At 62.1% G+C, this 19,662-nt stretch carries 23 protein-coding genes; 7 read left to right on the forward strand and 16 right to left on the reverse strand.

Features of this window, described 5'->3' with window-relative positions; translation table 11 throughout:
* Position 1: 1 nt before the first annotated feature.
* On the reverse strand, positions 2-1,732 hold the full coding sequence (locus SKZ59_RS21460) for an acetolactate synthase 3 catalytic subunit (protein ID WP_319992887.1): 1,731 nt from the start codon (positions 1,730-1,732) through the stop codon (positions 2-4).
* A 497-nt stretch (positions 1,733-2,229) separates the two neighbouring features.
* Between SKZ59_RS21460 and SKZ59_RS21465 the strand changes: the two genes are divergently transcribed.
* The 5 genes from SKZ59_RS21465 (at position 2,230) to SKZ59_RS21485 (ending at position 4,980) form a co-directional block, all read left to right on the forward strand.
* Positions 2,230-2,799, forward strand: coding sequence for an RNA polymerase sigma factor (locus tag SKZ59_RS21465; RefSeq protein WP_034750048.1), 570 nt, complete (start codon positions 2,230-2,232; stop codon positions 2,797-2,799).
* Positions 2,796-3,200, forward strand: coding sequence for a DUF3619 family protein (locus tag SKZ59_RS21470; RefSeq protein WP_046683840.1), 405 nt, complete (start codon positions 2,796-2,798; stop codon positions 3,198-3,200). Before SKZ59_RS21465 ends, SKZ59_RS21470 begins: the two co-directional genes overlap by 4 nt.
* Positions 3,201-3,962: a DUF3106 domain-containing protein gene (locus tag SKZ59_RS21475; protein ID WP_319992888.1), complete on the forward strand. Its 762-nt coding sequence runs from the start codon at positions 3,201-3,203 to the stop codon at positions 3,960-3,962.
* On the forward strand, positions 3,952-4,488 hold the full coding sequence (locus tag SKZ59_RS21480) for an RDD family protein (protein WP_319992889.1): 537 nt from the start codon (positions 3,952-3,954) through the stop codon (positions 4,486-4,488). The genes SKZ59_RS21475 and SKZ59_RS21480 overlap by 11 nt, the downstream gene beginning before the upstream one ends.
* A 63-nt stretch (positions 4,489-4,551) precedes the next feature.
* The gene (locus SKZ59_RS21485; protein ID WP_319992890.1) at positions 4,552-4,980 is read left to right on the forward strand and encodes a group III truncated hemoglobin; all 429 of its coding nucleotides are present in this window, start codon (positions 4,552-4,554) and stop codon (positions 4,978-4,980) included.
* On the opposite strand, the gene SKZ59_RS21490 is transcribed toward SKZ59_RS21485, so the two are convergent.
* The 12 genes from SKZ59_RS21490 to SKZ59_RS21545 all read right to left on the reverse strand — a co-directional run bounded on the left by SKZ59_RS21490 (position 4,977) and on the right by SKZ59_RS21545 (position 14,215).
* A complete protein-coding gene (locus SKZ59_RS21490) occupies positions 4,977-5,735 on the reverse strand; it encodes an rRNA pseudouridine synthase (protein ID WP_319992891.1) in 759 nt (252 codons plus the stop codon). The genes SKZ59_RS21485 and SKZ59_RS21490 overlap by 4 nt on opposite strands.
* Positions 5,736-5,986: 251 nt before the next feature.
* Entirely contained in the window at positions 5,987-6,904 is a 918-nt protein-coding gene (locus tag SKZ59_RS21495) for an SAM-dependent methyltransferase (RefSeq protein ID WP_319992892.1), read from the reverse strand.
* A complete protein-coding gene (gene iscX, locus SKZ59_RS21500; protein WP_034750067.1) occupies positions 6,891-7,085 on the reverse strand; it encodes a Fe-S cluster assembly protein IscX in 195 nt (64 codons plus the stop codon). Before iscX ends, SKZ59_RS21495 begins: the two co-directional genes overlap by 14 nt.
* Before the next feature lies 1 nt (position 7,086).
* On the reverse strand, positions 7,087-7,428 hold the full coding sequence (gene fdx, locus SKZ59_RS21505; protein ID WP_034750070.1) for an ISC system 2Fe-2S type ferredoxin: 342 nt from the start codon (positions 7,426-7,428) through the stop codon (positions 7,087-7,089).
* 61 nt (positions 7,429-7,489) lie between these two features.
* On the reverse strand, positions 7,490-9,376 hold the full coding sequence (hscA, locus tag SKZ59_RS21510; RefSeq protein WP_319992893.1) for a Fe-S protein assembly chaperone HscA: 1,887 nt from the start codon (positions 9,374-9,376) through the stop codon (positions 7,490-7,492).
* Positions 9,377-9,484: 108 nt separating this feature from the next.
* Complete coding sequence (gene hscB, locus SKZ59_RS21515; protein ID WP_035820574.1) at positions 9,485-10,000, reverse strand: Fe-S protein assembly co-chaperone HscB; 516 nt, start codon at positions 9,998-10,000, stop codon at positions 9,485-9,487.
* 66 nt (positions 10,001-10,066) lie between these two features.
* Positions 10,067-10,387: an iron-sulfur cluster assembly protein IscA gene (gene iscA, locus SKZ59_RS21520; protein WP_034750079.1), complete on the reverse strand. Its 321-nt coding sequence runs from the start codon at positions 10,385-10,387 to the stop codon at positions 10,067-10,069.
* A gap of 51 nt (positions 10,388-10,438) precedes the next feature.
* Entirely contained in the window at positions 10,439-10,828 is a 390-nt protein-coding gene (gene iscU, locus SKZ59_RS21525; protein ID WP_034779562.1) for a Fe-S cluster assembly scaffold IscU, read from the reverse strand.
* A 55-nt stretch (positions 10,829-10,883) separates the two neighbouring features.
* Entirely contained in the window at positions 10,884-12,140 is a 1,257-nt protein-coding gene (locus SKZ59_RS21530) for an IscS subfamily cysteine desulfurase (protein ID WP_034750084.1), read from the reverse strand.
* A gap of 40 nt (positions 12,141-12,180) precedes the next feature.
* Positions 12,181-12,657, reverse strand: coding sequence for a Fe-S cluster assembly transcriptional regulator IscR (gene iscR, locus SKZ59_RS21535; RefSeq protein WP_034750086.1), 477 nt, complete (start codon positions 12,655-12,657; stop codon positions 12,181-12,183).
* Between the two features lie 189 nt (positions 12,658-12,846).
* Entirely contained in the window at positions 12,847-13,398 is a 552-nt protein-coding gene (locus tag SKZ59_RS21540) for an NADAR family protein (protein ID WP_319992894.1), read from the reverse strand.
* A gap of 37 nt (positions 13,399-13,435) precedes the next feature.
* On the reverse strand, positions 13,436-14,215 hold the full coding sequence (locus SKZ59_RS21545) for a uracil-DNA glycosylase (protein WP_034750091.1): 780 nt from the start codon (positions 14,213-14,215) through the stop codon (positions 13,436-13,438).
* Positions 14,216-14,478: 263 nt separating this feature from the next.
* Between SKZ59_RS21545 and SKZ59_RS21550 the strand changes: the two genes are divergently transcribed.
* Positions 14,479-16,218: a GGDEF domain-containing protein gene (locus SKZ59_RS21550; RefSeq protein WP_319992895.1), complete on the forward strand. Its 1,740-nt coding sequence runs from the start codon at positions 14,479-14,481 to the stop codon at positions 16,216-16,218.
* Between the two features lie 26 nt (positions 16,219-16,244).
* Here the strand turns inward: SKZ59_RS21550 and maiA are convergent, their stop codons facing one another.
* From maiA to SKZ59_RS21565, 3 genes are read right to left on the reverse strand one after another with little or no spacing between them, the layout of a single operon-like run.
* Positions 16,245-16,895 (reverse strand): maleylacetoacetate isomerase, encoded by a 651-nt coding sequence (maiA, locus tag SKZ59_RS21555; RefSeq protein ID WP_319992896.1) that lies wholly within the window; start codon positions 16,893-16,895, stop codon positions 16,245-16,247.
* Positions 16,896-16,905: 10 nt separating this feature from the next.
* A complete protein-coding gene (locus tag SKZ59_RS21560) occupies positions 16,906-17,928 on the reverse strand; it encodes a fumarylacetoacetate hydrolase family protein (protein WP_319992897.1) in 1,023 nt (340 codons plus the stop codon).
* Between the two features lie 48 nt (positions 17,929-17,976).
* Complete coding sequence (locus tag SKZ59_RS21565; protein ID WP_034750100.1) at positions 17,977-18,510, reverse strand: VOC family protein; 534 nt, start codon at positions 18,508-18,510, stop codon at positions 17,977-17,979.
* 126 nt (positions 18,511-18,636) lie between these two features.
* Here SKZ59_RS21565 and SKZ59_RS21570 point away from each other — a divergent pair, with 126 nt between their 5' ends.
* Complete coding sequence (locus SKZ59_RS21570) at positions 18,637-19,605, forward strand: LysR family transcriptional regulator (RefSeq protein WP_034750103.1); 969 nt, start codon at positions 18,637-18,639, stop codon at positions 19,603-19,605.
* Positions 19,606-19,662: the final 57 nt, after the last annotated feature.

Here is a 19,662-nt window from a genome sequence, read left to right on the forward strand (position 1 = left end):
ATTAGAGATCCTCCGAACCGAGCATCATTTCGGACAGGCCCTTGCCGGCTTTCACCATTGGCCACACGTTTTCGGACTGGTCGGTAATGAAGTTCATGAATACCAGCCTGTCTTTCATGCCAAACGCCTCTTTCAGGGCGCCGTCGACGTCGCCCGGTTTTTCAATTTTCATGCCCACGTGGCCGTACGCTTCCGCCAGCTTTTCGAAATCGGGCAGCGAATCCATGTACGACTCGGAATAGCGCGAACCGTAATCGATTTCCTGCCACTGGCGCACCATGCCGAGGAAGCGGTTGTTGAGCATGATGATCTTCGGCGTCAGGTGGTACTGCTTGCACGTGGCGAGCTCCTGGATGCACATCTGGATCGAACCTTCGCCCGTGATGCAGGCAACGGTGGCGTCCGGATTGGCCATCTGCACGCCCATGGCGTACGGCAAGCCGACACCCATGGTGCCCAGGCCGCCGGAATTGATCCAGCGGCGCGGCTTGTCGAAGCCATAGTATTGCGCCGCCCACATCTGGTGCTGGCCCACGTCGGACGTGATGAAGGCGTCGCCCTTGGTGATCTGGAACACCTTTTCCACCACCGATTGCGGCTTGATAACCAGGTCGGAGGTCGGGTATTTCAGGCATTCGCGGCCACGCCATTCGGCGATCTGCTTCCACCAGTTGCTCAAGGCATTGACGTTCGGCTTGGCTTCGGCCGCGTCCAGTTGCGCGAGGAACTCGATCAGCACGTCCTTGACGTTGCCGACGATGGGGATATCGACCTTGACGCGCTTGGAAATCGACGATGGATCGATGTCCACGTGGATGATCTTGCGCGGATGCGAGGCGAAATGTTTCGGGTTGCCGATCACGCGGTCATCGAAACGGGCGCCGATGGCGATCAGGACGTCGCAGTTCTGCATCGCCATGTTCGCTTCATAGGTGCCGTGCATGCCGGGCATGCCGACATACTGCTCGCTCGAGGCGCGGTAGCCGCCCAAGCCCATCAAGGTGTTGGTGCACGGGAAACCCAGGCGGTCGACCAGCTTGTTCAGCTCAGGAGCCGCATGCGCGAGGATCACGCCGCCGCCCGTGTAGATCATCGGGCGTTCGGCTTGCAGCAACAGCTGCACGGCCTTGCGGATCTGGCCCGAGTGGCCCTTGTCGACGGGACGGTAGGAACGCATCTCGACTTCCTTCGGATAGTCGAAATGGCATTTGTGCATGCTGATATCCTTGGGGATATCGACCAGCACGGGTCCCGGACGGCCGGTACGGGCGATGAAGAAGGCTTTCTTGATCGTCGCTGCCAGGTCCTTGACGTCCTTGACGAGGAAGTTGTGCTTGACGACGGGGCGCGTGATGCCGACCGTGTCGCATTCCTGGAACGCATCCTGTCCGATGGCGTGGCTCGGCACCTGGCCGGAGATCACGACCATGGGAATCGAGTCCATGTACGCGGTGGACAAGCCCGTGACGGCATTCGTGACGCCCGGACCGGACGTGACGATGGCGACACCGACTTTGTTCGAGCTGCGCGAATAGGCATCGGCGGCGTGGATCGCGGCCTGCTCGTGGCGTACCAGGATATGCTGGAATTTGCTTTGCTGGAAGATGGCGTCGTAGATGTAGAGTACGGCTCCGCCCGGGTATCCAAAGACGTGCTCGACGCCCTCTTCAGCCAGACAGCGCACGACAATTTCTGCGCCGGTAATGGGTCCTGCTGCTGCTTCGGTATTCATGAAACATTCCTTTCAAGGTCCATTGGAGATTGATCGGATGTTCTTTCCTGACGAAGTTCGCCGTGCGCGACAGTGCTCCTGCTTCCCTTTTCATGCGGTCACGACATTTCTTTGGGCACCCATAGATACCTTACAAAACAACGCTTAACGCAACTCGTTTGGCCGGAGTTTCTGTGGCGCCTGTACGAACCGCTCGCGCTTGTGGCGCGGGTTAGAACAAACTGCCTACAAATGAAAGCGCGTCTTGCCGCGGATGGCCTTGTGTGCCGGTCGCGACCTGACCATAGGGCTTTGGGGTGTTCAAAGCGTCCCATACGTTATCGCGTTGCACCATTATGGTCAAGGAAAATGTCAGCCGAAAGGCCAATTCGCCCGCACGCCGTGCAAAAACCCTGCGGAAACGCACATTTTTTGCTAGCATGCACGGGGTTGCAAAAAGCATACCCGCCCCCATTTCGCCCACCGCACCCCGCAGCCGCTAAGATCCCCAATACCGCATGGCAACAGACAAAGAATTATCCGACTTTCTAGAAAATGTCGAGCGGCGCGCTTTCAAGCAGGCCGCCTACGCGGTCCGCAAGGAAGAATCGGCACTCGACATCGTGCAGGACGCCATGATCAAGCTGGCCGAGAAATACGGCGACAAGCCGGCCGCCGAACTGCCGATGCTGTTCCAGCGCATCCTGCAGAACACCATCCTTGATTATTTCCGCCGCGAAAAAGTTCGCAACACCTGGGTCAGCCTGTTTTCCGGCATGAAGCCCTCGGGCGACGAGCATGAAGATTTTGATATACTTGATACTTATGAATCGGAACAGGGCTCGAGTGCCGCCGAATCGTCGGCCGACCAGGTCGAACGCGCGCAAATGCTTGATTTGATTGATGCAGAGGTACAAAAACTGCCCTCACGTCAACGCGAAGCCTTCCTCATGCGTTACTGGCAGGACATGGATGTGGCTGAAACAGCGGAAGCGATGGGTTGCTCCGAAGGTAGCGTGAAAACACATTGCTCTAGAGCTACCCACACGCTCGCCGAATCGCTGAAAGCCAAGGGAATTAAATTATGAACACCGACGATCTCAATTTCGCTTACAAAGTGCGCCATGCACTGAACGAAAAACTCGACGACCTGCCCGCATCGGCCACCGATCGCCTGGCGGCGGCACGCAAGCTGGCCCTGTCGCGCAAGAAGGCGGACGCGCCCGCCGCAGTCGCCGTGCGCAAGGACGTCTTCGCCGGCATCGCCAGCAGCCTGTTCGTCGAACCGCTGTCGTGGCTGGGCCGCATGAGCGTTGTCATCCCCCTGCTGCTGCTCGTTGGCGGCCTGGTGGGCATCTATCAGTTTGAGCAGGAACAACATATTGCCGAACTGGCAGAAATCGACGCCGCCGTCCTGTCGGACGAATTGCCGCTCTCCGCCTACATGGACCATGGCTTCAACGCCTACCTGACGAAACGCGAGCAATAAATGGCACGCACGAGCGTACGCAAAGGCTGGCTGGCTGGCGGCATCGGCCTGGGTGCTTGCGCCTTGGCGGGCGCCGCCTGGGTAGGCGCGCAGCAACATGCCGCGCCCGCCGCCCCTCCTGCAGCAGCCGCGCCCGTCGTGGCGCCCGCACCGGCCGTCAAGCCCGGCTCACCCCGCACGGGCGGCAAGGGCGGCACGCCGAAGGCTGGCGAGAATCCATTATGGAACAAGCTGTCGCGCGCGCAACAGGAAGCCCTGCAGCCGCTGGCGGGCGAGTGGAACAAGCTGGAACCGCTGCGCAAGCAGAAATGGCTCGATATCGCCAGCCGTTTTGCCTCCATGACGGCCGACGAGCAAATCCGCGTACATGACCGCATGCGCGAATGGGTCAAGCTGACGCCGGAACAGCGCCGCCTCGTGCGCGAGAACTATACCCGCACGAAGAAGATTGATCCGGGCCAAAAAACCGCGCAATGGGAGCAATACCAGCAATTGCCGGAAGATCAAAAGAAAAAGCTGGCGACGGAGCTCGTGCCGAAAAAACCGCTGGGCAAGGTGCCTGCGATCAATTCGACCACGACCAAGCCGCCCGTACTTAAGGCGCCTGTCACGCCGGCAGCGCCTGCCGCCGCACCTGTCCAGCCGCCCGCTCCCGCAGCGACGGCCCTGCCGGCAGGCGATTCTGCCGCCACCACGCCACCCGCCGCCGTGCCCGTCATACCACCTGTTACGCCTGCCCCACTGCCGACCAATGTCAAATAGCACGCCTGCCGCCAGCATCACCTCCCATCCCACGATCAAGCGCCGCCTGATTTCCATGGTGTACGAGTCGCTGCTGGCCCTGGCCGTGCTGTTTTTGCCGTTTCTGCTGTTTGAACTGGCCGTGCAAGGCGCGCATACGCCATTGACGGAACACATGCGCCAATGCCTGGCCTTCCTCGTCATGGGCGCGTACTTCATCCATCAGTGGAGCCGCGAAGGACAAACCCTGGCCATGAAGACGTGGCGCCTGAAAGTCGTGCTGCCGGGCCACGCCCACGTGCCGCTGCGCGTGGCCGCCTACCGCTATGTCCTGTCATGGATGTGGCTGCTGCCCGCGCTCGTGGCGGCGTATGCCTTCGACCTGCAGCACTGGACGGCCCTGGGCGCCATCGGCGTGGGCATCCTGGCCTGGTCCAGCACGGCCCTGTTCACGGGCAATGGTCAATTCCTGCACGACAAGCTGGCGGGCACGCAGATCGTGCAATTGCCGACTCCCGCGAAGAAGCCGAAGAAAGTCGCCGCCTGAGTTTTTACGCGGCTTGACCTGGGTCATTGAAGCGCCACGGGGGCTCTGCGATCATGGCATGCCATGAAGAATACCGCCCCCCTCCCCCACACACGCTTCGCTCCCTACCGCGAGGAAGTCTGCAGCGAAGACGAAGTCAAGCATCTCGTCCACACTTTTTATGCGGCCGCGCGCGACGACGCCATGCTAGGCCCCATCTTTGCCGCCGAGGTCAAGGATTGGGATGCTCATCTGGCAACATTGATCGATTTCTGGTCAGGCTTGCTGCGCGGCACCATGCGCTACCACGGCAAGCCGCTGGCCCAGCACGCGCAAATGGAAAACCTCACGCCCTGCATGTTCCGCCGCTGGCTGACCCTGTTCTTTGCGACGACGGAAAGCATGGGCAACCCGGCCCTGCAGGAGAAGGCCGATACCATCGCGCTGAATATCGCCGAACGGCTATGGAAAAGCTTTGCGGAAAACCATTCCATCGTGGCGCCGCAGCTTTAGAAGCGTTCGTAGCCTTGCAGATAGCGCCACTGGCCTGGCGGCATGGCGCCCATCGAAATACGGCCAATGCGCAAGCGTTTCATGGCGACCACGTCCAGTCCCACCATCTTGCACATGTGGGCGATCTGGCCTGGCTGCACGTTTTTCAGGGCAAAGCGCAAGCGCGTTTCATTCTGCCAGCTGACCTTCATCGGCGGCAAAGGCTTGCCATTGAAGGGCAAGCCATGATTGAGCAGCGCCAGGCCATTCTCGGCGATGGCGCCCGACACTTCCACGATGAATTCCTGCTCCACCGTTTTCGCTTCGTCGACCAGCTTGCGGGCCACGCGGAAATCCTGCGTGAACACCAGCAGGCCGGACGCCATGGTGTCGAGCGGATTGGTGATGGTCAGACCGATCAGGTGGCGCTTGAGGAAGCGCGTGACGGAGCTGGGCGCCACATTGTCCGGCGTGAAAATCTCTTCGGGACGCAAACAGCTCAGGGCCGGCTTGCCTTCGCTGCCCACGCCGCCATTGATGCCGGCCGGCTTGTGCAGCAGGATCGTCACGGGCGGCATTTCATCCAGAGTCGCGTTCGGCAGCAGCACCACCGTTTGATTGTCGGCCACGCGCGCGCCCGACTCTTCCACCAGCACGCCATCGACCGTCACCCAGCCGCCCTCGATATACAGCTCGGCCTCGCGGCGCGAACAGGGCACGTCTTCAGACAGGCGCTTGGCCAGGCGGACGGTGGGCATTTCGATTGGTGTGGTCATGGGGAGGCGCAAAAAGCAAGGGAGGAGAAAGCCGGTATTGTAACCGACCGGCTCCTCCCCTCTTGTTGCCGTTGTTGCTGATTGTCCGATGGTTGTCGGATTACGCTGCGCTAATCCGACCTACCCGACCTACCGGCTGTTGCTGGTGATTGTCGGATTACGCGCTTGCGCGCTAATCCGACCTACCCGACCGGCGCGGCGATGGCGGGCTTGGTAGGTTGGATTAGCGGCTTGCCGCGTAATCCAACAAGTCAGGCCGTCGCCTTGGCCAATTCCTCGGCAAAGAAACGGTGGCCCATCTCTTCCAGGCCCAGGGTCTGCAGCACTTCCTGCAGGCGTTCCGTCGGACGCTGGCGCGGCAGGTTCTTGTAGCTGGCGATGATCAGTTCATTCTTCATCGAATGCTCCCAGCCCACCAGTTCCGTCACGCTGACCTGGTAACCGTGCGCTTCCAGCTGCAGACAGCGCAGCACGTTGGTGATCTGGCTGCCGAACTCGCGCGTGTGCAGCGGATGGCGCCACAGTTCCGTCAAGACGCTCTTGCCCAGGTTTTTGCCCTTGTTCTTCTTCAGCACGGACGCGACTTCCGCCTGGCAACATGGCACCAGCACCATGAACTTCGCCTTTTTCTTCAGGGCGAAGTGAATGGCGTCATCGGTGGCCGTGTTGCAGGCGTGCAATGCCGTGACGATGTCGATCTGCTGGGGCAGCAAGTTCGATTCCGTCGATTCGGCCACGGACAGCGGCAAGAACGACATGCCGGGGAACTTGAATTTCTTCGCCAGTTCCTGCGAGCGCTGCACCAGCTCTTCGCGCGTCTCGATGCCGTAGATGTGCGAACCGTCGTTGCCGTTCTTGAAGAACAGGTCGTACAGGATGAAGCCCAGGTAGGACTTGCCGGCGCCGTGGTCCACCAGCGAGACGCCGGGATGGTCGAGCTGCACTTCGCGCAGCAGCGGCTCGATGAACTGCGTCAGGTGGTACACCTGCTTGAGCTTGCGGCGACTGTCCTGATTCATCTTGCCGTCGCGCGTCAGGATGTGCAATTCCTGCAGCAAGGCGACCGACTGGCCATCCTTGATCTCGGGCATGTTGCTGGCGGCCGTGATGATGTCTTTCGGCGCAGCGACTGCGGTGGCGGCGGCTGCCGCGCCCTTAGCGCGCTTCATCGATCCACGCCATCTGTATCGCTTCGAGCACTTTTTCGCCGCCGCGCGTGTGGTCATCGTCGAAACCGTCCAGTTCCACCACCCAGTTATGCAGGTCGGTGAAACGCACGGTCAGGGGATCGATGTCCGGATGCGTATCGAACAGCGCTTCGGCGATCGCGGTGATGTCGGACCATTTCATCTTAGTGGCTGCCTTCGCTGACCTGGTTGATCGTGTATTTCGGGATTTCAACGACAAGGTCGGCCTCGGCCACGATGGATTGGCACGACAGGCGCGACACGGCTTCCAGGCCCCAGGCCTTGTCCAGCATGTCTTCTTCCAGTTCCGTTGCTTCGTTCAAGGATTCGATGCCTTCGCGCACCAGCACGTGGCACGTGGTGCAGGCGCACGATTTTTCGCAGGCGTGCTCGATGTCGATGTCGTTTTCCAGCAGGATGTCGCAGATGGACTTGCCGGCAGGTGCTTCGATGACGGCGCCGTCCGGGCAAAGCTTGGCGTGCGGCAGGATAACGATTTGTGGCATGGTTTCTTCTTTCAGTCTGTCATTCGGAGCGCGGCCGCAGTTTCGGCGGCGCGCTGTTCAATTAGTCTTGTACGACCTGGTCCAGGGATTTACCCGTCAAGGCCGTGCGCACGCTGCGGTCCATGCGGCGCGAGGCGAAATCCTCGGTGCCGTCGGCGAGCAGCTCGATCGCCAGCTTCAAGGCCTGATGGTCGATGGCGCCGCTTTGCGATTGCACGATGGCATCGCGCACCTTGTTCATCAAGCCGTCGACGGTGACGCGCTCGGCGTCATCGAGCAAGCCGCCGTCTTCATCGAGCGCCGACTGCGTGGCCAGCAGGATGCGCTCCGCTTCCACCTGCTCTTCGCGCAGCGCGCGCGCCACCATGTCGACGTCGGCCGACGTGTACGAGTCCTGCAGCATGCGCGCGATGTCGTCGTCGCCCAGGCCGTAGGCCGGCTTGACGCTGATCGATGCTTCCACGCCCGAGCGCAGCTCGCGCGCCGAGACGGACAGCAAGCCGTCCGCATCGACCTGATACGTGATGCGGATGCGCGCGGCGCCCGCCACCATCGGCGGAATGCCGCGCAATTCAAAACGCGCCAGCGAGCGGCAATCGCTCACCAGTTCGCGCTCGCCCTGCAGCACGTGCACGGCCAGGGCCGTCTGGCCGTCCTTGAAGGTCGTGAATTCCTGCGCACGGGCGCATGGGATCGTCGAATTGCGGGGGATGATTTTTTCCACCAGGCCGCCCATGGTTTCGATGCCCAGGGAGAGCGGGATCACGTCCAGCAGCAGCCAGTCGTCGCCGGCGGCGCGGTTACCGGCCAGCAAGTTCGCCTGGATGGCCGCGCCCAGCGCCACCACTTTATCGGGGTCGATATTCGCGTGCGGCGTCGTGTGGAAAAATTCGCTGACGGCGCGCTGCACGTGCGGCATGCGCGTGGCGCCGCCCACCATCACCACGCCGTCGACGTCGTCCGCGTCCACGTTCGCATCGCGCAAGGCTTTCTTGATGGCGTTCATGGTCTTGGCGACCAGGTGCTGCGTCATGGCGGCAAAGTCGGCAGCCGTAACGCGCAGGTGGATTTCTTCGCCCGAGTTCAGCTTGGCGTCGATCGTCGTTTCCGGCTTGGTCGACAGCAATTCCTTGATCTCGCGCGCTTTCACCATCAGGATGGCCGTATCTTCGTCCGACAGCGGTGCCAGCTTGGCCTGCTCGCTGATCCAGCAGAACAGGCGGCGGTCGAAATCGTCGCCGCCCAGGGCCGAATCGCCGCCTGTGGACAGCACTTCAAACACGCCCTTGCTCAGTTTCAGGATCGAGATGTCGAAAGTGCCGCCGCCGAGGTCATACACGGCGTACACGCCTTCGGACGCATTATCGAGGCCGTACGCGATGGCGGCGGCCGTCGGCTCGCTCAACAGGCGCAGCACGTTGATGCCGGCCAGCTGCGCCGCATCTTTCGTTGCCTGGCGCTGCGCGTCGTCAAAATAGGCGGGCACGGTGATCACGGCGCCGACCAGGTCGTCGCCCAGCGAATCTTCCGCACGCTGGCGCAAGGTGGCGAGGATTTGCGCCGACACTTCGACGGGGCTTTTCACACCGGCCACGGTTTTCAGCTGCACCATGCCAGGCGTGTCCTGGAAGTCGTAGGGCAGGTTTTCCGCGTAGGCGATGTCGGCCAGGCCGCGGCCCATGAAGCGTTTCACGGACACGATGGTGTTCTTCGGGTCGGTCGTTTGCGCGGACAGGGCCTTGTAGCCGATGTTCGCGTGGCCATTCGGCAGGTAGCGCACGACGGACGGCAGCAGGGAGTGCCCTTCCTCGTCGTTGAGCACCTCGGGAATGCTGTTGCGGACGGTCGCGACCAGGGAATTGGTAGTGCCCAGATCGATGCCGACGGCCAGGCGGTGCTGGTGCGGCGCGGTCGACATGCCTGGTTCGGAAATTTGCAGAAGTGCCATTGTATTCGTGCCTCGATTAATTTTTTGCGTGATGCGGTTGATGCCTGTCGCGCATTATAAGACGCGCGCCAGACTGGCGCTTGGCACGCCGGTCAAGCTATCCGGAGATCAGACTTCAATCGCCTCATAGGCAAAACGGACTTCCTCGCCGAATTTGTCGAGGAACATCAGGGCGCGCACGCTTTGCGCGGCATTCACATAGTCGGCGGCGTCGAGCTGGGCCGCCACCTGGGCCAGCAAGGCCTTGCGTTCGCCGCGCAGCTGGCGGTCCAGGGCGTCGAGCGCGTCGGCATCCTTGCCGGCGCGGGCATCGCCCAGTTCTTCGCGCCACTCCATCTGCTGCATCAGGAAGCTGACGGGCATGGCCGTGTTCGACTCCGTCTGCAAGTCGACGCCATTGAGTTCGCACAGGTATTGCGCGCGTTTTTGCGGGCTTTTCAGGGTTTGGTAGGCTTCATTGGCGCGCGTGGCCCATTGCATCGCCACGCGCTTTTCAGCGCTGCTGGCGTTGATGAAGCGGTCCGGGTGAACCTTGCCCTGCACGTCGCGGTAGGCTGCGTCGAGCGCGCTCATGTCGAGCGAGAACTGCGCCGGCAACTGGAATAATTCGAAGTGGTTTTGCATAATGGTCAGTGGTCGCTGTACCTCAATCGATGGGTACAGCGCACCGACCGGGGTCTTGCCAGCTGTTTAAATCCTGAAGGACTCGCCGCAGCCGCAGGCGTCTTTTTCGTTCGGATTGTGGAACTTGAAACCTTCGTTCAAGCCTTCGCGCGCGAAATCGAGTTCCGTGCCGTCGATGTAAGGCAAGCTTTTCGGATCGACGAAGACTTTCACGCCGTGCGATTCGAAGACGCTGTCTTCGGCCGCCGCTTCATCGACATATTCGAGCTTGTAAGCCAGGCCCGAGCAGCCCGTGGTCCGCACGCCGAAGCGCAAACCCATGCCCTTGCCGCGCCGTTCGATATAACGGTTGATGTGTTTCGCCGCTTTTTCGGTCAGTGTGATCATGTATTTCTCCGTAACTGCCCCGGCCTTGCGGCTGGGGCGGGCTACCAACGTTTAAGCTGCTGCCGGGTGACGGGTTTGATAATCCAGTACGGCCGCCTTGATGGCGTCTTCCGCCAGGATGGAGCAGTGGATCTTCACTGGCGGCAGGGCCAGTTCTTCGGCGATCTGCGTGTTCTTGATGGCCAGTGCCTGGTCCAGGGTCTTGCCCTTGACCCATTCCGTTACCAGCGAGCTCGACGCGATGGCCGAACCGCAGCCGTAGGTCTTGAATTTCGCATCTTCGATCAGGCCATCGGCGCCGACCTTGATCTGCAGTTTCATCACGTCGCCGCAAGCAGGCGCGCCTACCATGCCGGTGCCGATGGTTTCATCACCCTTGTCGAAAGCGCCCACGTTGCGCGGGTTTTCGTAGTGATCGAGTACTTTGTCCGAGTAAGCCATTTTGATGCTCCTTTAATATTCTTGCCGGCCCCGTCAACAGGGGCCACGGTGTTGGTTAGTGGGCTGCCCATTGAATCGAATTGATATCGATTCCGTCCTTGAACATGTCCCACAGCGGCGACAGTTCGCGCAGCTTGTGTACTTTCGATTTCAACAGGTTCACGGCGAAGTCGATGTCTTCCTCGGTCGAGAAGCGGCCGATGGTGAAGCGGATCGAGCTGTGCGCCAGTTCGTCGCTGCGGCCCAGGGCGCGCAGCACGTACGATGGTTCCAGGCTGGCCGAGGTGCAGGCCGAACCGGACGACACGGCGATATCCTTGATCGCCATGATCAGCGACTCGCCTTCGACGTAGTTGAAGCTCACGTTCAGGTTGTGCGGCACGCGGTGATCCATGTCGCCGTTGATGTAGACTTCTTCGATCTCCTGCAAGCCCTTGGCCAGGCGGTCGCGCAAGGCCTTGATGCGGCCGATTTCGCTGTCCATTTCTTCCTTGGCGATGCGGAACGCTTCGCCCATGCCGACGATCTGGTGCGTTGGCAGGGTGCCCGAACGCAGGCCGCGCTCATGGCCGCCACCGTGCATCTGCGCTTCCAGGCGCACGCGCGGCTTGCGGCACACGTACAGGGCGCCCACGCCTTTCGGGCCGTAGGTCTTGTGCGCCGTGAAGGTCATCAGGTCGACCTTGGTCTTTTGCAGGTCGATGACGACCTTGCCCGTCGCTTGCGCGGCGTCGCAATGGAAGATGATGCCTTTCGAGCGGCAGAACACGCCGATCTCGTCGATCGGCTGGATCACGCCGATTTCGTTGTTTACCAGCATGACCGACACGAGGATGGTGTCCGGGCGCACGGCCGCGGCCAGCTGCTCGACGGTGATCAGGCCGTTGTCCTGCGGTTCCAGATACGTCGCTTCAAAGCCGATGCGTTCCAGTTCGCGCACCGTGTCGAGTACCGATTTGTGCTCGGTCTTGACGGTGATGATGTGCTTGCCCTTGGTCTTGTAGAACTGTGCCGCGCCCTTGATGGCCAGGTTGTTGCTTTCCGTCGCGCCAGAGGTCCAGATGATTTCGCGCGGATCGGCGTTCACCAGGGCCGCCACGTGGCCGCGTGCCTCTTCCACGGCTTTTTCCGCCGTCCAGCCATACATGTGGCTGCGCGATGCCGGATTGCCGAACTGCTCGCGCAGGTAGGGAATCATCTTGTCGGCGACGCGTGGATCGATCGGCGTAGTGGCCGAGTAATCCATGTAGATCGGGAAATGCGGTGCGGTTTCAAAGTGCACTTGGCCTACGTTTTTTTCTGGGGCGTTCATCAATAACTCCTGCAATCAGCAACTTAGTATTTTGTAATATTCAACCGATGGCGGCGTGGTTACGATGCATCACCATCACGCTTTGTTCGGCAATCTTTTGTCTCTGCTGGTCGACCAGGTCCTGCAAGGACACAGAATCCAGATAATCGACCATTTTTTCATTGAGTGTGGACCACAATTCATGCGTCATGCAGCGCGCACCCGTGGCCGCGTCGGCGCCGTGGCAATGTTCCTTGCCGCCGCACTGCGTGGCGTCCAGCGGCTCGTCGACCGCGATGATGATGTCGGCCACCGTCACCTTGTCCGCGCGGCGCGCCAGGCTGTAGCCGCCGCCCGGACCGCGGATCGATTCGACGATCTCATGGCGGCGCAGCTTGCCGAACAGCTGTTCCAGGTAGGACAGGGAAATCGACTGGCGCTGGCTGATGCCGGACAAGGTGACCGGACCTTTACCCTGGCGCAGGGCAAGATCGATCATCGCAGTCACGGCAAAACGGCCTTTTGTAGTCAGACGCATACATCCTCGGTTCAACTAGTTTAAAATATTGCGGCTTTTCAACTTCTCAAACCCTGAGTAGTTGAATGATTTAGTCAAGTATAACAAATTCGGCGGGGTTTGTCAGAGCGCCCCTCGATGACCACAGGGCTGGCAGGGGCATGGCCGGCCGCGCCGGGCGCGGCGGCATCAGGAAAACAACAGTACCGCTCAAGCACGTAAAGCGCTGCGCACTTTCATCAACTCGAAACCGAGCAAGTTCAAGCCGTCCCAGCTGGCGGGATCGTCGATGCGCGGATTGTCCGAAGCCAGGCCCACGCCCCAGATGCGGTCGACGGGACTGGCTTCGACGATGACGCGCTCGCCCGTGCCCAGCAAAAACTTGCGCAGCGCGGGCTTTTGCGAGAATTTGGCAAAATTGCCATCGAAGACGATACTGGCGCGCGCCGCTTCCCACACCTTGGCGTCAAAGTTCGCCACTTCGCGCCCCAGCTTCTTCACTTCCGACGGCCGCGCGGCCGCCACGATGCGCGCCTGCACGGCCGTGTCGCCAAACAGGGCTGCCTTTTGCGCCATCATGTAGTGCTCGGCCGTCGCATACGTGACGCCGGCCAGGCTGAAGGGCGACGGGAACCACTGGCTGAAGCAGCTTTTGTCGGGCACCTGCGGCTGCGCCGGCGTGTGGCCCCAGAAATACAGATAGTCGGGCACGCCGCCCGCCGCAATCCACGCCTTCAATTCTTCCACGTTACTGATTTGCATATTCCCCGCACTTCCGCCAGATGGCGTCAATTCAATCTCAAGCACGCAATAGTTGCATCGGGCCAAACAAGGCCTGCATGTCACGATTGCCGATAAAGGACAGATTATACGGATGTTCCGCCGTCACCTGCGGCAACGATGCCGCCACCGGCAGGCGTTTGATGAGCTCGGCAATCTTGCCCCACAACACCAGTTGCGGCAAGGCCGCCCCGCCCTGCCGCGCCAGCGCTTCGAGCACCACCTGCAGGAAAGGCAGCCAGCCGCGCGCATCCTGCACGGGCGGCACGTGGGAACGGAACACCAGCGCCGCGTTGAGCAGCAAAAAGCCCTGCTCCGTCATCTTGCGCTGCAGGTCGGGCAAGGTCTGGATCACGCCGCTGCCCGGCAATTGCGCGGCAGCCGCCACGGGCGCCATGGCTACGCCGGACGTGTCGCCGCCCTGCAGCTGGCCATCGGCCACCAGCAGCATCTTCATGAAGTTGCGCAGGGACGTGGCGCGGTTGACGGGCTTCGACAGCCCCGTGGCCGACCACAGACTGCCGACGGCGCCATCCATGAAGCACACGCCCGTGGCACTGTCGGCGCGCGGATACGGCCCCTCGCCCACCAGCACGTAGCGCACCTGCGCCAGCGGCAGGGCAAAGGCGGCGAACAGCCGGCCTTGCGTGGGCAGGTAATCGTCGGCAGCCAGCGCCGGCAGGTAGGCGGGATCGGCCGCCATCACGGCGTCCAAGCCGCGCAGCAGGATGGGACGCCAGGAAGCATGCGCCAGGGACAGGGCATCGGTGATGCTGGCAGGAACGGTTGTTGCAGTCATGGCGCGTGAAATATTTGGGCAAACGCAAATTGTAGCGCACCGGTACGCCTGCATTGTTGAATGCGCACCCCCCACATCTCACAGCAATACCAATATAGCAACAACAGTATCAAAAATTGCACGCCATCTGCGCCAATCGAGGCCGGCAATGCTAGACTGGTTTCCTTGGAACTTGAGCCACATCAAGAAATAGTGCTTACCGGATTCTTCCATCCACTAACGCTCATTGCGCCTGGGCAAGTTCTCAACACACTGCCCTGTCCATGCCCTGTCCCTACCTCACACGATTGCGCGCCGCGATACGCTTGCCCTGCCTGAGCTTTCTGCTATGGCTATGCTGCAACGCCCCCGTCCATGCGCAAGACCTGACGGAGATCAGCGCACCGCGTTTTGCGCCAAGGCAAGTGCTGGTACTGTATTCGCTGGGCAGCGACGCCTCCTCGCAGTGGCAAACGCTGATCCACAAAGGCATGAGCGCCGAACTGGCCAACGAGAACTGGCGCCTCGCGCCCGGCATCTATGAGGAGCGGCTCGATTCCGTGCGCGTGGGCGAGCAACCTGCCATAGCCGGGCTGGAAACCTATCTGCAAACCAAGTACAGGATGGTGCGGTTCGACGCCATCATCACGGAAAACTACCTGGCGGCCCAGTTCCTGAGCCAGCATCCAACGCTGTTTCCCGGCGTGCCCCGCTACTATGTGAATCAGGGACGGCAGGACTGGGTACCTGCCGACGGCATCAATCTCGATGTGCGCCACGATTTTGGCAAGGCCATCGGCGTCATGCTGCAAGTGACGCCAAGGCTGCGCCATATCGCCGTCGTCGGCGACGGCAGCGCACGCGGCCAGGCGTGGATCGCCGCCATCCGCGCCGCCATCGCGCCCTACCAAAACAGACTCAAGGTCGAGTTCTGGGATCACCTGAGCCAGGAAGAGTTGTGGCGCCGCACCGGCACGCTGGGCGAGGGCAGCGGCATCTACCTGCTGCCCGTCTACCGCGACGAACTGGGGCAGCGCACGACGCCGCCCGTCATGGCGCGCGACCTGGCCTCGCGCAGCGCCGTGCCCATTTTCACCAGCGTGGAGTCGCTGATACTGCCCGGCGTGGTGGGCGGCTATGTCATCAGCGGAGAGAAAGTGGGACGCACCATTGCGCGCATCCTGCTGGGCAGAACGCCCGACCCGGATGGCATGCAGGCGTATATCTTTGACGATGCCGCGGTACAGCGCTTCGGCTTGCGCAACCTGCCCGGCGAGGCGCGCATCCTGAACCGGCCACAGGGCGTATGGGCGCAATATCACTGGCAGATCATCGCCGGACTGTCGCTGATCGCGCTGCAAGCGGCGCTGATCACGGCCCTGCTGCTGGCCCAGCGCAGCCGCCGCGCCAGCGTGGCGGCCCTGCATGCGGAGCGCGACATGCTCGAGGAACGGGTCTTGCAGCGTACCCTGGAACTGCTGGTGGCCAACTCCCGGCTGGAGCAGCAAGCCACGACCGACCCGCTGACGGGCCTGGGGAACCGCCGCATGATGACCCTGCGGCTGACGGAGGAGCTTGAGCGCGCCCAGCGCTTCGGTCACACGCTGTCGCTGCTGATGATCGATATCGACCATTTCAAGCGCATCAATGACGGCCATGGCCACGACGCGGGCGACCGCGCCATCGCTGCCGTCGCGCAAGTGCTGCGCAGCGTCACGCGGGGCATGGATACGGCGGCGCGCTTCGGGGGCGAGGAATTCGTGCTGCTGATGCCGGAGACGCCGCTGCCGGTGGCGCTGGAAGCGGCAGAGCGCCTGCGCCTGGCGGCAGCCGGCTTGCGCGTGGAATGCGATGATGGCCAACTGGTCAGCCTGACCATCAGCATCGGCGTGACATCCAGTACGCCGCAACCGACCGCACCAGCCAGACGGGAAGCGGACAACTTGACCGATCTGCTGATCCGCGCCGACCAGGCCCTGTACCGCGCCAAGCGTGGCGGACGGGACAGGGTTGAGTGGAGCTGAACCTGCTCCCTTATTGACCTGATGCCCTATTCTGCGTCAGGCTGCTGCGACGGATGCGCGGCGGCAAACGCGGGCAAGCCGGCGCAATGCGCATGGATGCGCGCCACGCGCGGATACGGCGCCAGGTCGATGGCGAAGCGCTGCGCATTGAATACCTGCGGCACCAGGCAGCAGTCGGCCATCGTCGGGCTGCCGCCATGGCAGAACAGGTCCGTGCCGGCCGGATCGCCCTGCGCCAGCAGCGCTTCCACGGCCGCCAGTCCCTCGGCCATCCAGTGGCGGTACCACTCCTGCTTGGCCTCGTCCGACAGCCCCAGGGTGTTTTTCAGGTATTTCAGCACGCGCAGATTCGTCAGCGGATGGGCATCGCAGGCGATGGCCAGGGCCAGCGCGCGCACACGTGCCCTTCCCAGCGCGTCCGCCGGCAGCAGCGGCACGCCAGGGCGCGTCTCGTCGAGGTACTCGAGCATGGCCAGCGACTGCGTCAGGATGGCGCCATCGTCGTCGAGCGCCGGCACCAGGGCCGACGGGTTGACGGCGCGGTAGGCGGGCAGCAGCTGCTGTCCGCCATCCTGCAGCAAATGCACGGGGATGCTGTCGTAGGCGATGCCTTTGAGATTCAAGGCGATGCGCACGCGGTAGGCAGCCGAACTGCGGAAATAGGTGTACAGCTTCATGGGCCTCCCCTCAGGCGCGGCCGGCGTACAGGGCCACGGTCTGCTCGATGCTGCCGAAGATGCTGGTGCCCGCCGCGTCGCGCATCTCGATGCGCACCGTGTCGCCGAACTTCAGATACGCCGTTTTTGGCGCGCCGTGTTCGATGGTTTCATACATGCGCACTTCGGCCAGGCAGCAGTAACCGACGCCGCCGTTCTCGATGCTCGAGCCAAACAGGTTGCCCTGCTTGTTCGACACGGTGCCGGAACCGACGATGCTGCCGGCGCCCAGTTCGCGCGTCTTCGCCGCATGGGCTACCAACTGGGCAAAATTGAAGGTCATGTCTTCGCCCGCATTCGGTTTGCCGAACGGCTTGTCGTTCAAGTCCACCAGCAGCGGCAAATGCAGCTTGCTGTCCACCCAGTCGGCACCCAGTTCGTCCGGCGTGACGGCGACCGGGGAAAACGCGCTGGCCGCCTTCGACTGGAAGAAACCGAAACCCTTGGCCAGTTCGCCCGGGATCAGGTTGCGCAAGGAGACGTCGTTGACCAGCATGACGAGGCGAATGGCTTTCGCCGCGTCGTCCACGCTGGCGCCCATGGCGACGTCGCCCGTAATCACCGCCACTTCCGCTTCCAGGTCGATGCCCCACTCTTCGGACAGGGCGAAGATCGGGTCGCGCGGGCCGATAAAACTGTCCGAGCCGCCCTGGTACATCAGCGGGTCCGTGTAGAACGAGGCCGGCACTTCCGCGTTGCGCGCCTTGCGCACCAGTTCCACGTGGTTGATGTAGGCGGAACCGTCGGCCCACTGGTAGGCGCGCGGCAGCGGCGAGTGGCACAGCGCCGCATCAAACGGCTGCGCGTCCGGCGCCTGGCCCGCGTTCAGGTCGGCGTAGGCCTGCTCCAGCTTTGGCGCGACCGCGTCCCAGTTGTCGAGCGCGGCCTGCAAGGTGGGCGCAATGGCGGCCACGCGCTGGTACTGGCGCAGGTCGCGGCTGACGAGGATCAGGGCGCCGTCGCGGCTGCCGTTTTTCAGGGTTGCGAATTTCATGGTGTTCCTTGTTCGGTGTATTTGTCAGAGAGTGTCGGTCCGGTGCGCTCAGGCGTCTGCCGGCGCGTGCATCCAGGCGGCGTGCTTGGGCGCGCGGCGCGTCTGCGACCATTCTTCCAGCATTTCCCATTTGACGGCGTCCAGTTTGGCCATCATCTCCGGCGTGCCCACGTTAGCCGCCAGCTCCAGGCGGTGGCCGTTCGGGTCGAAGAAATAGATCGACTGGAAGATGGCGTGGTTGACGGGACCGAGCACCTCGATGCCGCCGGCGACCAGGCGCTCCTTGGCGGCCAGCAGTTCCTCCATGCTGCCCACTTCCAGCGCCAGGTGCTGCACCCAGGCCGGGGTATTGCGGTCGCGGTCCATCGGCGGCTGCGTCGGCAGTTCAAAAAAGGCCAGCACATTGCCATGGCCCGCATCGAGGAAGACATGCATGTACGGGTCCGGCGCCTTGGTCGATGGCACCAGGTCTTCGGCGATGGCGAGGACGAAATTCATGTTCAAATGCTTGACGTACCACTCGACGGTTTTCTTCGCGTCGATGCAGCGGTAGGCGACGTGGTGGATTTGCTTGATCTTCATGTGCTTGTCTCCAATGGATGGCGCCGTGGGCGCGTTGGCTGGCCTGTTTTTCAGCTTTTCACCATTAGAATCGAGTTACAGCTATCATACAAACAATTTTTAACCATTGATTTATCGGATTATCTTATGAGTCCCAGCCTGCGCCAAATGCGCGCCTTCGTGGCGCTGGCCAAGACCGGCAGCTTTACCCTGGCCGCCGAATACCTGCACGTCACGCAATCGGCCTTGAGCGGCTTGATCAAGGAACTGGAAAGCGTGCTGGGCGTACGCGTGGTCGAGCGCAGCACGCGCAAGACGCAGCTGTCGGAAATCGGCCGCGAACTGTATCCGCTGTTTGAAAAGATGATCGAGGACCTCGACGGCGCCATGGCCGGCATCGCCCAGCGCAAGGCCCTGAAAACGGGCATGGTGCGCATCGCCGCGCCGCAGATGATGGCGTGCACCCTGCTGCCGGAAGTAATCGCCGCCTATCGCCAGGCGCACCCCGACGTGCAGCTGCGCCTTGTCGACTGCCCTGTGGAGAATGTCTCGGCGCGCGTGTTCAGCGGCGAAGTCGATTTCGGCATCGGCCCCGAGCGCGACCCAACGGCGGAGATCGCCGCGCAAGCGCTGTTCGAGATGCCCTTCGTGCTGGTCTTCCCAGAACAGCACCCGCTGCAGCAAAAGGAAAGGGTCACCTGGGCCGACGTGGGCGACTACCCGTTCATTTCGCTGCAGGGCCAGTTCACGGAACGCCTGCTGCGCGACATGCATGGCGCGTTTCGCGAGCTGTCGCTCAATCCCTATAACGAAGTGACCTTCATGACGACGGCATTGGCCATGGTCAGCGCCAACCTGGGCATCACGGTCTGCCTGCCGTACGCGGAACCGATGGTGAAACTATATCAATTGCACATGCGCGCCCTGCACGAGCCGGAACTGACGCGGCGCTTTTTCGTCTACACGAAGACGGGCCGTTCGCTGTCGCCGGCCGCCGAAAGCTTCATGGCCTTCCTGTTCCGCTTTGTCGAGACGCACGAGTGGAATGTGGGAGCTGGCAGCGGCGCGGCACGCGACGCCCTGCCCGCAGGCGGCCCGGCTGGCGCCGCTTTATAATGGCGCATCGCCCTTTGCCGCCTACGCCATGACCCAGCCTGCCCAGAACGACCTGTC

It is taken from the genome of Janthinobacterium sp. GMG2 (genome assembly GCF_033949445.1).
Taxonomy (GTDB): domain Bacteria; phylum Pseudomonadota; class Gammaproteobacteria; order Burkholderiales; family Burkholderiaceae_D; genus Janthinobacterium; species Janthinobacterium aestuarii.

Bases quoted from the DNA above. Each gene is read 5' to 3' on its own strand.
- SKZ59_RS21460 (WP_319992887.1), bottom strand. From the start codon at position 1,732: ATGAATACCGAAGCAGCAGCAGGACCCATTACCGGCGCAGAAATTGTC.
- iscR (WP_034750086.1), bottom strand. From the start codon at position 12,657: ATGCGTCTGACTACAAAAGGCCGTTTTGCCGTGACTGCGATGATCGAT.
- hscA (WP_319992893.1), bottom strand. From the start codon at position 9,376: ATGGCACTTCTGCAAATTTCCGAACCAGGCATGTCGACCGCGCCGCAC.
- SKZ59_RS21570 (WP_034750103.1), top strand. From the start codon at position 18,637: ATGAGTCCCAGCCTGCGCCAAATGCGCGCCTTCGTGGCGCTGGCCAAG.
- SKZ59_RS21470 (WP_046683840.1), top strand. From the start codon at position 2,796: ATGAACACCGACGATCTCAATTTCGCTTACAAAGTGCGCCATGCACTG.
- SKZ59_RS21485 (WP_319992890.1), top strand. From the start codon at position 4,552: ATGAAGAATACCGCCCCCCTCCCCCACACACGCTTCGCTCCCTACCGC.
- SKZ59_RS21530 (WP_034750084.1), bottom strand. From the start codon at position 12,140: ATGAACGCCCCAGAAAAAAACGTAGGCCAAGTGCACTTTGAAACCGCA.
- SKZ59_RS21475 (WP_319992888.1), top strand. From the start codon at position 3,201: ATGGCACGCACGAGCGTACGCAAAGGCTGGCTGGCTGGCGGCATCGGC.
- SKZ59_RS21550 (WP_319992895.1), top strand. From the start codon at position 14,479: ATGCCCTGTCCCTACCTCACACGATTGCGCGCCGCGATACGCTTGCCC.
- SKZ59_RS21490 (WP_319992891.1), bottom strand. From the start codon at position 5,735: ATGACCACACCAATCGAAATGCCCACCGTCCGCCTGGCCAAGCGCCTG.
- iscX (WP_034750067.1), bottom strand. From the start codon at position 7,085: ATGAAATGGTCCGACATCACCGCGATCGCCGAAGCGCTGTTCGATACG.
- SKZ59_RS21480 (WP_319992889.1), top strand. From the start codon at position 3,952: ATGTCAAATAGCACGCCTGCCGCCAGCATCACCTCCCATCCCACGATC.
- SKZ59_RS21540 (WP_319992894.1), bottom strand. From the start codon at position 13,398: ATGCAAATCAGTAACGTGGAAGAATTGAAGGCGTGGATTGCGGCGGGC.
- SKZ59_RS21565 (WP_034750100.1), bottom strand. From the start codon at position 18,510: ATGAAGATCAAGCAAATCCACCACGTCGCCTACCGCTGCATCGACGCG.
- fdx (WP_034750070.1), bottom strand. From the start codon at position 7,428: ATGCCACAAATCGTTATCCTGCCGCACGCCAAGCTTTGCCCGGACGGC.
- maiA (WP_319992896.1), bottom strand. From the start codon at position 16,895: ATGAAGCTGTACACCTATTTCCGCAGTTCGGCTGCCTACCGCGTGCGC.
- SKZ59_RS21495 (WP_319992892.1), bottom strand. From the start codon at position 6,904: ATGAAGCGCGCTAAGGGCGCGGCAGCCGCCGCCACCGCAGTCGCTGCG.
- SKZ59_RS21545 (WP_034750091.1), bottom strand. From the start codon at position 14,215: ATGACTGCAACAACCGTTCCTGCCAGCATCACCGATGCCCTGTCCCTG.
- SKZ59_RS21560 (WP_319992897.1), bottom strand. From the start codon at position 17,928: ATGAAATTCGCAACCCTGAAAAACGGCAGCCGCGACGGCGCCCTGATC.
- SKZ59_RS21465 (WP_034750048.1), top strand. From the start codon at position 2,230: ATGGCAACAGACAAAGAATTATCCGACTTTCTAGAAAATGTCGAGCGG.
- iscA (WP_034750079.1), bottom strand. From the start codon at position 10,387: ATGATCACACTGACCGAAAAAGCGGCGAAACACATCAACCGTTATATC.
- hscB (WP_035820574.1), bottom strand. From the start codon at position 10,000: ATGCAAAACCACTTCGAATTATTCCAGTTGCCGGCGCAGTTCTCGCTC.
- iscU (WP_034779562.1), bottom strand. From the start codon at position 10,828: ATGGCTTACTCGGACAAAGTACTCGATCACTACGAAAACCCGCGCAAC.